Consider the following 12472-nt stretch of genomic DNA (forward strand, 5'->3'; position numbering starts at 1 on the left):
CGAAACGCGCGATGCATCAGTGCCCGCGATCGCTGGACAGCAGGCGTTGCCGAGTCTAGACCGAACGCCAGCCCGGAATGATCCGGAATATGATGCCACCGCATTGCGATGAAGGCCCACATATGCCCAGTCTGAACGATATCCGTTCCACTTTCCTCGGATTTTTCGAAAAGAACGGCCACCGCGTCGTCGAAAGCAGCCCGCTTGTGCCGCGCAACGATCCGACCCTGATGTTTACCAATTCCGGAATGGTTCAATTCAAGAACGCGTTCACGGGCCTGGAAACGCGCGACTACAATCGCGCAACGACGGCGCAGAAATGTGTGCGGGCAGGTGGCAAGCATAACGACCTGGACAATGTGGGCTATACAGCCCGGCACCACACGTTTTTCGAGATGCTGGGGAATTTCAGCTTCGGCGATTACTTCAAGACCGAAGCGATCCCCTATGCGTGGGAACTGCTGACAAAGGATTTCGGTATCCCCAAGGACAAGCTGCTGGTCACCGTGTATCACACGGATGACGAGGCGGCCGATCTGTGGAAGAAGGTTGCGGGTCTTTCCGATGACCGCATCATTCGCATCGCGACCAGCGACAATTTTTGGCAGATGGGGCCGACCGGCCCCTGCGGCCCCTGCACCGAGATTTTCTTTGACCACGGAGAGCATATCTGGGGCGGACCTCCGGGCAGCGCTGACGAAGACGGCGATCGTTTCATCGAGATCTGGAATATCGTGTTCATGCAGAACGAGCAGTTCGAGGATGGCTCGATGCGCGCGCTGGACATGCAATCCATCGATACCGGCATGGGGCTGGAACGCATTGGTGCGCTGCTTCAAGGCAAGCACGACAATTATGACACCGATCTGATGCGCGACCTGATCGAGGCCAGCGCGAACCTGTCCAGCAATGATCCGGACGGTCCCGGCAAGGTGCACCACCGCGTCATTGCCGATCACTTGCGCTCGACCAGCTTCCTGATTGCCGATGGTGTCATGCCTTCGAATGAGGGGCGCGGATATGTGCTGCGCCGGATCATGCGCCGCGCGATGCGGCATGTGCATATGCTGGGCGTGCAGGATCCGATGATGCATCGACTGGTGCCCGAGCTGGTCAGCCAGATGGGTGGCGCCTATCCCGAGCTTGGCCGGGCGCAGCCATTGATTCAGGAAACGCTTCGCAGTGAAGAAACCCGTTTCCGCCAGACCCTGGACCGGGGGCTGAGGTTGCTGGATGACGAATTGTCCCGCCTGCCCGAAGGTGCGAATTTGCCCGGCGAGGCGGCGTTCAAGCTGTATGATACCTATGGTTTCCCGCTGGATCTGACCCAGGATGCGCTGCGTGAAAAGGGCCGGGCCGTTGACACGGACGGGTTCGACAGCGCGATGGCGCAACAGAAGGCCAAGGCGCGGGCCGCATGGTCGGGTAGCGGTGAAACCAAGGATGCCGCGATCTGGTTTGACATGGCCGAGCAACATGGCGCGACCGAGTTTCTGGGCTATGATACCGAAGAGGCCGAAGGTCAGGTTCTGGCACTGGTTTCCGAGGGCGCCGAAACCGACAGTGCGGCAACCGGCGACAAGGTGCAGATCGTGGTGAACCAGTCGCCTTTCTATGCAGAAGCAGGCGGGCAGGTCGGCGATACCGGGCTGATCAAGACCGAAAGCGGCGCGGCGCGGGTGACCGATACGAAGAAAATTGCCGGTGTGTTCGTGCATATGGCCGAAGTAACGCTTGGCAGTATTCAGCGGGGGCAGGGTGCGCAACTCTCTGTCGATCATGACCGTCGCGAACAGATACGCGCCAATCACTCGGCCACGCATTTGCTGCACGAAGCCTTGCGCCGCACGCTTGGTGAACATGTGGCGCAGCGCGGCAGCTTGAATGCGCCTGATCGTCTGCGCTTTGATTTTAGCCACAATCACGCCATGGCTGCGGATGAAATGTCCGCCATCGAGGCCGAGGTGAACACTTACATTCGTCAGAACACACCTGTCGAAACCCGTGTCATGACACCGGATGACGCCCGTGCAATTGGCGCCCAGGCGCTGTTTGGCGAGAAGTATGGCGACGAGGTGCGCGTGGTCGCGATGGGTCAGCAGGCCAATTCGGGCAAGGGCAGCGATGGCCAGACCTATTCACTGGAGCTTTGCGGCGGCACTCATGTCGCGCGGACCGGCGATATTGGCGCCTTCGCCCTTCTCAGCGACAGCGCATCAGCTGCCGGTGTGCGCCGGATCGAGGCGCTGACAGGCCAGGCGGCACTGGATCACCTGCGCGGATCGGATGCCCAGCTGTCCGAGGTTGCCGTAATCCTCAAGGCGCAGGCGGGCGATGTGGTCAACAAGGTTCGTGCCCTTGCGGATGAACGCAAGTCGTTGGCAAACGAGGTTGCGCAACTCAAGCGTCAGCTTGCAATGGGCGCGGGTGGCGCGGCCGAGGCCAAAGAGCTTGGGGGTATCAAGTTCCTTGGCCGTGTCGTCGATGGTGTGTCCGGAAAGGAACTTGGCCCGCTGGTTGATGACATGAAGCAGCAGCTGGGCAGCGGGGCGGTTCTGGTTCTGGCGCAGGCGGATGGCAAGGCAACGGTTGCTGCCGGCGTGACCTCTGATCTGACGGGGCGGCTGAGCGCGGTTTCTCTGGTCCAGACTGCGACGGCGGCGCTTGGTGGCAAGGGCGGTGGCGGACGCCCTGATCGTGCGCAGGGTGGCGCGCCGGGGCTGGATGCCGCCGACAATGCGATTGCGCAGGTTGAAAAGCTGATCGGAGAGCTGGAATGAGCGCGCTTTGGATTGCACATGTCCATGTGACGGATGCAGACGCCTATGGGCTATATGCCAAGGCCGCAGGCCCGGCGATTGCAGCACATGGCGGCGAGTTTCTGGCCCGTGGCGGTCGGTATCGCCAGATGGAAGGCAATGATCGGGCGCGCAATGTCGTCGCCCGGTTCCCCAGCTTCGAAGCCGCAGTCGCCTGCTATGAGAGTGATGAGTATCAGGCAGCACTTGCCCACGCGAAAGGGGCATCGGAACGCGATCTGGTGATCGTCGAGGAAACCCCGCCAGCGATGGGCTGATGTTTTTCGCGACGGCCTTCAATCAATGAGAAACCGCCGCCTCGGCTGACCGGGGCGGCGGTTTCTCGTTGCGGCCCGAAAGGCGCGGCTGTCAGTTGGATTGCGTAACCTCGGCGTCTGGTTTGGCATCCGGTTGCATTTGCGGTTCGGGGGCGGAGGGCTGTTCCTGCGTGGGGGCCTGCAGGGTTTCAGGCGTTTCCGCCACGACCCGACGAAAGACCAGCACATTGTGATAGATGGTCGATCGTCCGGTCAGGCCGCTGCGCTCTTCGCTGGGAAGCACATCGGCGCGCAGGTATTCCCAGCCGTCCTTTGCCATCCGATTCAGTTCGGTGGTCAGCGCCAGAGCATAGCGATCGGTCGGGGTCTTGGCGTCCTTGGCCTTTTCACCACGGTTCGGCGCGGCGATGACAGAATATTCAAATGCCATGTTTTCATCCTGCTTCTGCGCAACCGATATGCGCGGGGACAGAGGGGGGCGGTTTCAGCCGCCCAGCTTCTTGGCGACCAATTCATTGACCGCTGCGGGATTCGCCTTGCCGCCGGTCGCCTTCAGGACCTGGCCGACGAACCATCCTGCAAGCTTGGGGTTCTGCTTGGCCTTTTCGACCTGCGCGGGGTTTGCCGCGATAATGTCATCCACGGCCTTTTCGATGGCGCCCAGATCGGTGACCTGTTTCATGCCGCGGGTCTCGACGATTTCTGCAGGGTCACCGCCCTCGGTCCACAGGATCTCGAACAGGTCCTTGGCAATCTTGCCCGAGATGTCACCCTTGGCGATCAGGTCGATGACGCCGCCAAGCTGTGCGGCGCTGATCGGAGAGGTCTGGATTGTCAGCGCCTCTTTGTTCAGGCGGCCGAACAATTCGTTGATCACCCAGTTGGCGGCCATCTTGCCATCGCGGCCCTGCGCCACCGACTCGAAGTAATTTGCATTGTCCACATCGGCGGTCAGAACGCCCGCGTCATATTCCGACAGGCCCATATCCTTGACGAACCGCGCTTTCTTTTCGTCGGGCAGCTCGGGCATGTCTGCCGCGATGGCATCGACCCAATCCTGTTCGATTTCCAGCGGAAGCAGATCGGGATCGGGGAAATAGCGGTAATCATGCGCCTCTTCCTTGGATCGCATGGAGCGCGTTTCACCCTTGTCGGGATCATACAGGCGGGTTTCCTGCGTGATCGCGCCGCCATCTTCCAGAATGGCGATCTGGCGACGGGCCTCGTAGTCGATGGCGGCCTGAATGAAGCGCATCGAGTTCATGTTCTTGATTTCGCAGCGGGTGCCCAGATGGCTGAAATCCTGGGTTTCCACATATTTCTCATAGGCGCCTGGCGGGCACACGGACACGTTCACGTCGGCACGCAGGTTTCCGTTCTGCATGTTGCCGTCGCAGGTGCCCAGATAGCGCATGATCTGGCGCAGCTTGCCGACATAGGCCGCGGCTTCTTCGGGGCCGCGAATGTCGGGGCGGCTGACGATTTCCATCAGCGCGACGCCGGTGCGGTTCAGGTCCACGAAGGACATGTTGGGGTCCATGTCATGGATCGATTTCCCCGCGTCCTGTTCCATGTGGATCCGCTCGATTCGGACACGGCGGGCCACGCCGGGTCCCATGTCGACGATGACTTCGCCTTCTCCGACGATGGGGTGGTAAAGCTGGCTGATCTGATATCCTTGCGGCAGATCTGGATAGAAATAGTTCTTGCGGTCGAACGCGCTGACCAGATTGATCGCCGCCTTCAGTCCCAGGCCGGTGCGCACGGCCTGTGCCACGCAATATTCGTTGATGACAGGCAGCATTCCCGGCATCGCCGCATCGACGAAAGCCACATTGCTGTTTGGCTCGGCGCCAAAGGCGGTGGATGCCCCGGAAAACAGCTTGGCATTCGAGGAAACCTGGGCGTGCACCTCGAGGCCGATCACCAGTTCCCAGTCACCCTTGGCCCCTGCGATCACCTTGGGTTGGGGTTCTGTGAATGAAAGATGATCAAGCATCGCTGGCCTCGCATACGGATTGGCATTCTTGCGCGTGTTCTTAGGTCAGCGCGCGCGGGTTGTCACGGGTTTGCGGGGCTGCAGAGTCACGAAAACCTCGGAATTGCCCGAACGGAGCCCAAGCCAAGAGGTTAAGATTTCGTGAATTGCCGACAAAGCAGCGCCGGATCGGCGGAAATCCGGCATATCGGCCGCAAATTGGCAGCGTGTTTTTGCCGACATCCGTTTCGCCAGCTTGCGCGGTGCCGTCCCTCGGCGCATCGGTATGATCGAAAAATCTGCAAGTCCGAGGGTTTCATGCGCCGTGCATTGGTTCCGATTGCCTTCTTGGCGTTGTTGGCGGCTTGCCAGCCTGCTGTCGACAAGGAAACATCCGCTCAAAAGGCCGAGGCACAAGCGCGACAGATGGCGCTGGCGGCCAGCCCGCCCATGCGTTGGGGTGAGCGTCAGGGTTCGGATGCCTGGACCAAGGCAACCCTAGCCGCCCTTGATCGCGAAGGGGCGACGATCCTGTCCAGAGTGCCGCATGATATCGAGAATTTCTGCCCGAACTATGCCGAGTTGTCGACGACCGGTCGCAAGGCATTCTGGGCCGGGCTTCTTTCGGCGCTTGCCAAACATGAAAGCACGTATAACCCCAAGGCAAGTGGCGGCGGGGGCAAATGGTTGGGCCTGATGCAGATCGCCCCCGCGACATGGCGCGGGTATGATTGCACGGGAAACATTACCAATGGTGCCGACAACATGAGCTGCGCAGTCAGAATCATGTCCACGCAGGTCGGACGCGACAATGCCGTGGTGCGAGACGGCAGCGGCGGTTGGCGCGGTGTGGCGCGTGACTGGGCGCCGATGCGCAGCCCCAAGAAGCGCGCAGACATCGCGTCATGGACCAGTTCGCGCAGCTATTGTCTGGGGCAGGGCTAGGGCCGGGGCGCGCATGCGCAACCCGGCCATGAGGCGTCAACGCAATGCCGCAATGATCCGCGCCCAGGATCGCGCCCCTTTCGTAAAGCTGTCCAGATCGTATTTCTCGTTTGGGGAATGAATGCGATCATCATCGCGCCCAAAACCGATCAGCATCGAATCCATTCCGAGGATCTGCTTGAAATCGCCTGCAATCGGGATCGAACCTCCGGCGCCGATATAGGCGGCGTCGCGCCCCCATTCATCGCTCAGGGCCTGCTTTGCGGCGGCGAAGGCCGCGTCGGACGTGTCCATGACGCTTGCCGGGCTGGCGCCGTGATCGTGGAACTCGACCTGGCAATCCTGGGGCAGGTGGTGGCGGATATGGGCGCGGAACGCATCGCGGATCTTCTGCGGGTCCTGAGCACCGGTCAGGCGAAAGCTGACCTTTGCCCGCGCGGTTGCGGGCAGGACTGTCTTGAACCCGTCGCCGGTATAACCGCCTTCAATCCCGTTGATTTCGGCAGTCGGCCGGTTCCACAGCATTTCCAGCGGAGTGCGGTCCTGTTCGCCGATCGGCGTCGACAGGCCGACACGGCCCAGAAATTCGGCGGCGTCGAAATTCAGCGCGTCCCAGTCGCGGCGCAGGGTTTCGTCGGCATCTTCGACACCATCGTAGAATCCGGGCAACGTGACACGGCCGGTGTCATCCTTCAGCGTGCCGAGGGCCTGTGCAAGAACCATGATCGGGTTCGCGGCAAGCCCGCCAAAGCTGCCGGAATGCAGGTCGCGATCAGCGCCGGTGACAATGATTTCCTCGCCAACCAGTCCGCGCAACTGGGTGGTGATTGCCGGGCGACCATCCGCATAAAGCGCCGTGTCGCAGATCAGGGCGATGGATGCGGTCAGGCTGTCCCGGTTTTCTGTCAGAAACGGGCGCAGCGAAGGCGAGCCGGATTCCTCTTCGCCTTCGAATAGCAGGATCAGGTCCGACGGCAGCGCGCCATGCACCGCTTTCCACGCCCGGCAGGCTTCGATAAAGGTCATCAACTGCCCCTTGTCGTCCGAAGCGCCGCGCCCGCGGATGACGGTGCCATTCTCCGTTTCCTCGAGCGCTGGCTCGAAAGGCGGGCGATCCCACAGGTCCAGCGGATCGACGGGTTGCACATCATAGTGACCATAAAACAGCACCGGCCGGGCATCGCCGGACTGAGAGCGTGCGACAACCATCGGGTGGCCAGGGGTGTCGCGTATATCCGCCGTGAACCCCAGACCCCGCAATTCCCTGCAAAGCCAGGTGGCGGCATCGCGCACATCGGCCTCGTGCGCGGGGTCGGTGGACACCGAGGGAATGCGCAGGAATTCCAGCAGGCGTGCGATCGCGCCGTCGCGATCCGAATCGAGCGTTGCCAGTGTCTTGTCTAGTTGAACCGGGTTTTGCATGTCTGCCTTTCGTGTAAATGATGACAAATGCGGCCATCTCGCGACTTTGGTCCCGTTGCGACAATTTGGTCCTGTCTTTTTCGGGAATTGATCTGTATCAACGACGGGCCTCGCGTGATCGGAGAATGATCGCACCCAGCCAGCTACGCAAGGGAATGCCCGCGATGAACTATGATGCCGCCTTGGATCAGGCTATTGGACGACTGCATGATGAAGGGCGCTATCGCACCTTTATCGACATCGAACGTGCCAAAGGCCAGTTCCCGAAAGCTGTCTGGACCCGTCCTGACGGCGAAAAATGCGACATCTCGGTCTGGTGCGGCAATGACTATCTGGGCATGGGGCAGCATCCTTCGGTCCTTGCCGCCATGCACGAGGCGCTGGATGCCGTAGGTGCCGGTTCGGGCGGGACGCGCAATATTTCCGGCACGACGATCTATCACAAGCAGTTGGAGGCCGAGCTTGCCGATCTTCATGGCAAACAGGCCGCGCTGGTGTTTTCCAGCGCCTATATCGCCAATGACGCGACGCTTTCGACCCTGCCCAAGCTGTTTCCGGGGCTGATCATTTATTCCGATGCGCTGAACCATGCTTCGATGATCGAAGGGATCAAGCGCAATGGTGGGGCCAAGCGGATTTTTCGTCATAACGATCTGGCCCATCTGCGCGAACTGCTCGAAGCAGATGATCCTGCGGCACCCAAGCTGATCGCATTCGAGTCGATCTATTCGATGGATGGCGATTTTGGCCTGATCGAGGAAATCTGTGATCTTGCAGATGAATTCGGTGCCCTGACGTATCTGGACGAAGTGCATGCCGTCGGTATGTATGGCCCGCGTGGCGGCGGTGTCGCCGAGCGTGACGGCCTGCTCGATCGCATCGACATCTTCAACGGCACGCTTGGCAAGGCCTTTGGCGTGTTCGGGGGCTATATCGCCGCAAGTCCCAAGATGTGCGACGCGATTCGATCCTATGCGCCGGGTTTCATCTTTACCACCTCGTTGCCGCCAGCCGTTGCTGCGGGCGCTGTGGCGTCGATTCAGCTGTTGAAAAGCGCAGAAGGGCAGGAACTGCGCGATGCACAACAGTTGCATGCCCGTATTCTGAAAATGCGGTTGAAGTCGCTGGGGATGCCGATCATCGATCATGGCAGCCATATCGTGCCTGTGCATGTCGGCCACCCTGTGCATTGCAAGGCGCTGTCGGACATGCTGCTGAACGATCACGGCATCTATGTCCAGCCGATCAATTTCCCGACCGTTCCGCGCGGAACGGAACGCCTGCGTTTCACGCCGTCGCCAGTGCATGATCCCAAAGAGATCGACCGGCTGGTGCGCGCGATGGATTCGCTGTGGTCGCAATGCGCGCTAAATCGCGCCGAAATGAGCGCCTGATCGAAATCCACTGGTGAACTGCTCGCATTGCCGTGATAAGCTTGTCTTAATCAATGTAAAGTATCGTCCGATTCGGGCGATCTGTCAGGCGGGCAGGGCAAACAGACATGAGCAGGCTGCGGGCTGAGAACCCGGCAGAGGAGTATGTGCTGGTGGAGGAAGATTGCGATTTCCTCGACGATGACACGCGTCTCGGTGATATCATGCGAGGCGAACGTGCCACTTTGGGAAAATCCTTGCTGGATGTTCAGCGGGAACTTCGCATCCGGGCCTCTTACGTGGCTGCGATCGAGAATTGCGACATCACTGCGTTCGATGCTCCGAGTTTCATCGCCGGCTATGTCCGGTCATATGCGCGATATCTGAACATGGATTCGGATTGGACCTTTCGCAGGTTCTGCGCCGAATCCGGATTTCAGCCAACGCATGGAATGGCACCTTCCGCTTCGGGGCCCAAGCCGGCCCGCCGGCCGTCCGATCCGGCCGAAGCACTGGCCAATCCGCACGCGCTTTTCATCCCACAACAGGAGAGCTTCTGGTCGAGTGTCGAACCGAGGGCCATCGGTTCGGTTCTGGTGCTTGCGCTGGTCGTGTTCGGACTGGGCTATGGCGGCTGGTCGGTTCTGCAGGAAGTTCAACGGGTCACGCTGACGCCCGGCGATGATACGCCCGGGGTTGTTACGGCGCTGGATCCCGTCGCGACTGCGGGCATGTTGGAACCTGCGCTCGAGATGTCGGGAACCGCCGAACTTGCCCAGAACCTGCCGCAGCCCGAAGCACTGGATCGTTTGTACAGGCCCCAAACCCTCGAGGCGCCGGTTCTGACCGCCCGCGACGGTCCGATAGCGGCCATAGATCCCGGCTTGGGCGCATTTTCGCATTTTGACGTTGCGGCTGCCGGAATGGCGACCAATCCGCAGCAGGACTCTGAAACGGTGGTTGCCGAACCCGGCGAGGCACAATCAGGGCAGACAGCGCCAGAGGCAGCCACGCTGGTCAGGACTGTTGCCGCCGATGCCCCCGAGTTGGAGTTGTTGGCCGCGCGCCCGGCATGGGTGCGTGTAACCTCGGCGGACGGAACGGTCTTGCTGGAAAAGATCATGGATGCGGGCGAACGCTTTACGCTGCCCAAACTGGAAGAGCCGCCGTTGCTGCGCACCGGAAATTCGGGCGCGGTCTATTTTGCTGTGGCCGGTCAGACCTATGGTCCGGCGGCGCCCGGCCCGCAGGTGGTCAAGAATGTCGAGCTGTCCTCATCCAGTCTGACCGCCAGCTATGCGCTGGCTGATCTGAATGCCGATCCTGAACTGGCGCAGATGGTCTCTGTTGCGCAGGCCGATACAGGTGGACAAAGTCAGGATCAATTGACCGATTGACATAAGGGGGCAAGCCTTGGCCTGCCCCGGACATTTCGCTTATTTTCCCCAGGTGCGGCGCAGCAGTTCGATCCAGTTCCGACTTGCGATTTTCGCCACCAGATCAGAACCATAGCCGTGGTTCTGCATCGCCTCGATCAGCTTTGGCAACGCTGCCGCGCTGCCAAGCTCGGTCGGCATAAGGGCACCGTCGAAATCCGAACCCAGCGCAACCCCGTCTTCACCAAGCGTGTCCAGAAGGTGGTCCAGGTGGCGCAGGATCACGTCGAACCCGTCCAGGGGCAGACGCTTGCCATCGGGACGCAGGAAACTTGACGCATAATTCAAACCGACCAGCCCCTTGCTTTCGGCAATCTGGCCAAGCTGGCGATCGGTCAGGTTCCGGGCGCTGGGGCATATGGCGTGGGCACAGCTATGGCTGGCAACCAGGGGCGCGTCAGACAGTTCAGCGATGTCGTTGAACCCGGCCTCGTTCAGGTGCGACAGGTCCAACATGATCCGCAGGGCATTGCATTCCTTCACAAGTTGCCGCCCTGCCGCAGTCAGGCCGTCACCGGTATCCGGCGAGGATGGAAATGCAAAAGGCACGCCATGTCCGTATGCCGTCGGACGAGACCAGACCGGGCCAAGCGATCGCAATCCGGCGGCATGCCACAGATGCAGTGCATCCATATCGCGGATCGCTTCGGCACCTTCCATATGCATGATCGCCGCAATGCGGTTATTTTGCGCGGCCTCGTCGATTTCTGCGGCGCTGGTGATGATATCCAGCGTGCCGGTGCGTTCCAATGCACGCAGCGCGGCGGCCTGACGAAACGCATGGGGCAAGGCACTGTCATGCGGGATCTGGTCCGGCAATGGCAGCTCGAAAGGCGGGTTTTGCATGATCGCCACGGTCGCGTCGTCATTTGGCCCCGAAGGCGATGGGATCCAGATCGCGAAGAACCCGCCAATCATGCCCCCGGCGCGAAGGCGGGGCAGATCCATATGACCGGTGCCATCGCCGTCAAGCCAGATGCTCGTGCCTTTGTCGCCGGCTGATACGACACGCTGGATGAAATCGTTATGGCCATCGAATACCGGGGTCATGGCGGTCTCCTGTTTGGGTTCGTCGTGAACATGCACAGTTGCGTGGGCACGGGCAATGGTCTTTGGCTTCACGCTTTGCTGTGGCGGGATTCGCGCATAACCTGACAGGGAAAGCATAGCCAATTGGAGGTCAGCCATGCCCGATATCCGTCAGGATTTTGACGGTCAGACCGTCATCTGCACATTCGAGGTCAGTCCCGGAACCGCCCATGACGTTCTGGATATGCTGGAAGATGCATGGGATCAGGTCATTCGCAAGCAACCGGGGTTCATTTCCGGCGCGATCCATTTGAACGACGCCCAGACCCGCATTGCGACCTATTCGCAATGGCGCGATCGCAAGGATTATCAGGCAATGCTGCGCAGCGATGAAATGCGGCGCCGCAATCGCGAGATCAATGCGATGTGCAAAGGTTTCGAACCTGTCATGTATGAATTGCAGTCGGTCTACGAATAGACAGGCCAGCCGTAACAAATCCCGTGCAAACAGCATGTTCGACCGCTAGTCTGCCTGTCAAAACAAGGCAGGCGGATTAACGATCGGGGGATCGGCATGGCAGGCAGGATCATCACTGTGGCCCAGCAAAAAGGTGGGTCGGGGAAAACCACATTGGCCGTCAATCTTGCGGTGGCGTTGTTGTCGCGTGGCCATACGGTCGCCTTGGTCGATACCGATCCGCAAGGCAGTCTGGGGCGCTGGTTCATGGAGCGTATGCAGGGCTTTGGTGAAGATGAGGCGCTGGATTTTTCGACCTCATCTGCGTGGGGTGCAAGCTATGAATCCGAAAAGCTGAAGAAACGCTTTGATTTCGTCATCATCGACACGCCGCCCAAGATCGACAGCGATCTTCGCCCCTCGCTGCGTGTGGCGGATCTGGTTATTGTGCCGGTATCTGCCAGCCTGGTCGACCTTTGGGCGACCGAAGGGGTGCTGGACCTTGCCGGGCGCGAAAAGGCGCCGGTGCTGGTGGTCTTGAACCGCGTTCGTCCAAACACCAAGCTGTCGGTCGAGGTGGCCGAGAAGGCGGCAGAGCTTGGCGCCCAGGTCGCCCGGGCGCAGATTGCAAACCGGGTCGCCTATGCCGAAACCTTGGGGCAGGGGTCGGGGGTGGTCGAACACGCCCGTAACGGTGTGGCCCGCGACGAAATCGCCACCATGACCGAAGAGGTTCTGGACATCATCGGCTAACGC

11 protein-coding genes are annotated in these 12472 nt (G+C 60.4%); 7 read left to right on the forward strand and 4 right to left on the reverse strand.

Features of this window, described 5'->3' with window-relative positions; all coding sequences use genetic code 11:
• Positions 1-122 precede the first annotated feature (122 nt).
• On the forward strand, positions 123-2780 hold the full coding sequence (gene alaS, locus PAF17_RS00690; RefSeq protein ID WP_271887152.1) for an alanine--tRNA ligase: 2658 nt from the start codon (positions 123-125) through the stop codon (positions 2778-2780).
• Positions 2777-3076, forward strand: coding sequence for a DUF1330 domain-containing protein (locus PAF17_RS00695; RefSeq protein ID WP_271887153.1), 300 nt, complete (start codon positions 2777-2779; stop codon positions 3074-3076). The genes alaS and PAF17_RS00695 overlap by 4 nt, the downstream gene beginning before the upstream one ends.
• Before the next feature lie 91 nt (positions 3077-3167).
• On the opposite strand, the gene PAF17_RS00700 is transcribed toward PAF17_RS00695, so the two are convergent.
• Complete coding sequence (locus PAF17_RS00700; RefSeq protein WP_271887154.1) at positions 3168-3506, reverse strand: DUF4177 domain-containing protein; 339 nt, start codon at positions 3504-3506, stop codon at positions 3168-3170.
• A 54-nt stretch (positions 3507-3560) separates the two neighbouring features.
• Positions 3561-5075: an Asp-tRNA(Asn)/Glu-tRNA(Gln) amidotransferase subunit GatB gene (gene gatB, locus PAF17_RS00705; protein ID WP_271887155.1), complete on the reverse strand. Its 1515-nt coding sequence runs from the start codon at positions 5073-5075 to the stop codon at positions 3561-3563.
• Positions 5076-5372: 297 nt separating this feature from the next.
• Between gatB and PAF17_RS00710 the strand changes: the two genes are divergently transcribed.
• On the forward strand, positions 5373-5999 hold the full coding sequence (locus tag PAF17_RS00710; protein WP_271887156.1) for a transglycosylase SLT domain-containing protein: 627 nt from the start codon (positions 5373-5375) through the stop codon (positions 5997-5999).
• A 36-nt stretch (positions 6000-6035) separates the two neighbouring features.
• Here the strand turns inward: PAF17_RS00710 and PAF17_RS00715 are convergent, their stop codons facing one another.
• Positions 6036-7421 (reverse strand): M20/M25/M40 family metallo-hydrolase, encoded by a 1386-nt coding sequence (locus PAF17_RS00715; RefSeq protein WP_271887157.1) that lies wholly within the window; start codon positions 7419-7421, stop codon positions 6036-6038.
• A gap of 164 nt (positions 7422-7585) precedes the next feature.
• Here PAF17_RS00715 and hemA point away from each other — a divergent pair, with 164 nt between their 5' ends.
• Both hemA and PAF17_RS00725 read left to right on the forward strand, forming a co-directional pair.
• On the forward strand, positions 7586-8815 hold the full coding sequence (gene hemA, locus PAF17_RS00720; RefSeq protein ID WP_271887311.1) for a 5-aminolevulinate synthase: 1230 nt from the start codon (positions 7586-7588) through the stop codon (positions 8813-8815).
• A 107-nt stretch (positions 8816-8922) separates the two neighbouring features.
• Positions 8923-10191: a helix-turn-helix domain-containing protein gene (locus PAF17_RS00725; RefSeq protein WP_271887158.1), complete on the forward strand. Its 1269-nt coding sequence runs from the start codon at positions 8923-8925 to the stop codon at positions 10189-10191.
• A 39-nt stretch (positions 10192-10230) separates the two neighbouring features.
• Here the strand turns inward: PAF17_RS00725 and PAF17_RS00730 are convergent, their stop codons facing one another.
• A complete protein-coding gene (locus PAF17_RS00730; RefSeq protein WP_271887159.1) occupies positions 10231-11280 on the reverse strand; it encodes a dipeptidase in 1050 nt (349 codons plus the stop codon).
• A 136-nt stretch (positions 11281-11416) separates the two neighbouring features.
• Between PAF17_RS00730 and PAF17_RS00735 the strand changes: the two genes are divergently transcribed.
• Together PAF17_RS00735 and parA are read left to right on the forward strand one after the other, a co-directional pair.
• The gene (locus PAF17_RS00735; protein WP_271887160.1) at positions 11417-11737 is read left to right on the forward strand and encodes an antibiotic biosynthesis monooxygenase family protein; all 321 of its coding nucleotides are present in this window, start codon (positions 11417-11419) and stop codon (positions 11735-11737) included.
• Between the two features lie 96 nt (positions 11738-11833).
• A complete protein-coding gene (gene parA / locus PAF17_RS00740) occupies positions 11834-12469 on the forward strand; it encodes a ParA family partition ATPase (RefSeq protein ID WP_271887161.1) in 636 nt (211 codons plus the stop codon).
• Positions 12470-12472 lie beyond the last annotated feature (3 nt).

Source organism: Paracoccus onchidii, from assembly GCF_028294535.1.
Taxonomy (GTDB): domain Bacteria; phylum Pseudomonadota; class Alphaproteobacteria; order Rhodobacterales; family Rhodobacteraceae; genus Paracoccus; species Paracoccus onchidii.

Excerpts from the sequence above, each read along its gene's own strand:
- alaS (WP_271887152.1), top strand. The coding sequence starts at position 123 with ATGCCCAGTCTGAACGATATCCGTTCCACTTTCCTCGGATTTTTCGAA.
- PAF17_RS00695 (WP_271887153.1), top strand. The coding sequence starts at position 2,777 with ATGAGCGCGCTTTGGATTGCACATGTCCATGTGACGGATGCAGACGCC.
- PAF17_RS00700 (WP_271887154.1), bottom strand. The coding sequence starts at position 3,506 with ATGGCATTTGAATATTCTGTCATCGCCGCGCCGAACCGTGGTGAAAAG.
- gatB (WP_271887155.1), bottom strand. The coding sequence starts at position 5,075 with ATGCTTGATCATCTTTCATTCACAGAACCCCAACCCAAGGTGATCGCA.
- PAF17_RS00710 (WP_271887156.1), top strand. The coding sequence starts at position 5,373 with ATGCGCCGTGCATTGGTTCCGATTGCCTTCTTGGCGTTGTTGGCGGCT.
- PAF17_RS00715 (WP_271887157.1), bottom strand. The coding sequence starts at position 7,421 with ATGCAAAACCCGGTTCAACTAGACAAGACACTGGCAACGCTCGATTCG.
- hemA (WP_271887311.1), top strand. The coding sequence starts at position 7,586 with ATGAACTATGATGCCGCCTTGGATCAGGCTATTGGACGACTGCATGAT.
- PAF17_RS00725 (WP_271887158.1), top strand. The coding sequence starts at position 8,923 with ATGAGCAGGCTGCGGGCTGAGAACCCGGCAGAGGAGTATGTGCTGGTG.
- PAF17_RS00730 (WP_271887159.1), bottom strand. The coding sequence starts at position 11,280 with ATGACCCCGGTATTCGATGGCCATAACGATTTCATCCAGCGTGTCGTA.
- PAF17_RS00735 (WP_271887160.1), top strand. The coding sequence starts at position 11,417 with ATGCCCGATATCCGTCAGGATTTTGACGGTCAGACCGTCATCTGCACA.
- parA (WP_271887161.1), top strand. The coding sequence starts at position 11,834 with ATGGCAGGCAGGATCATCACTGTGGCCCAGCAAAAAGGTGGGTCGGGG.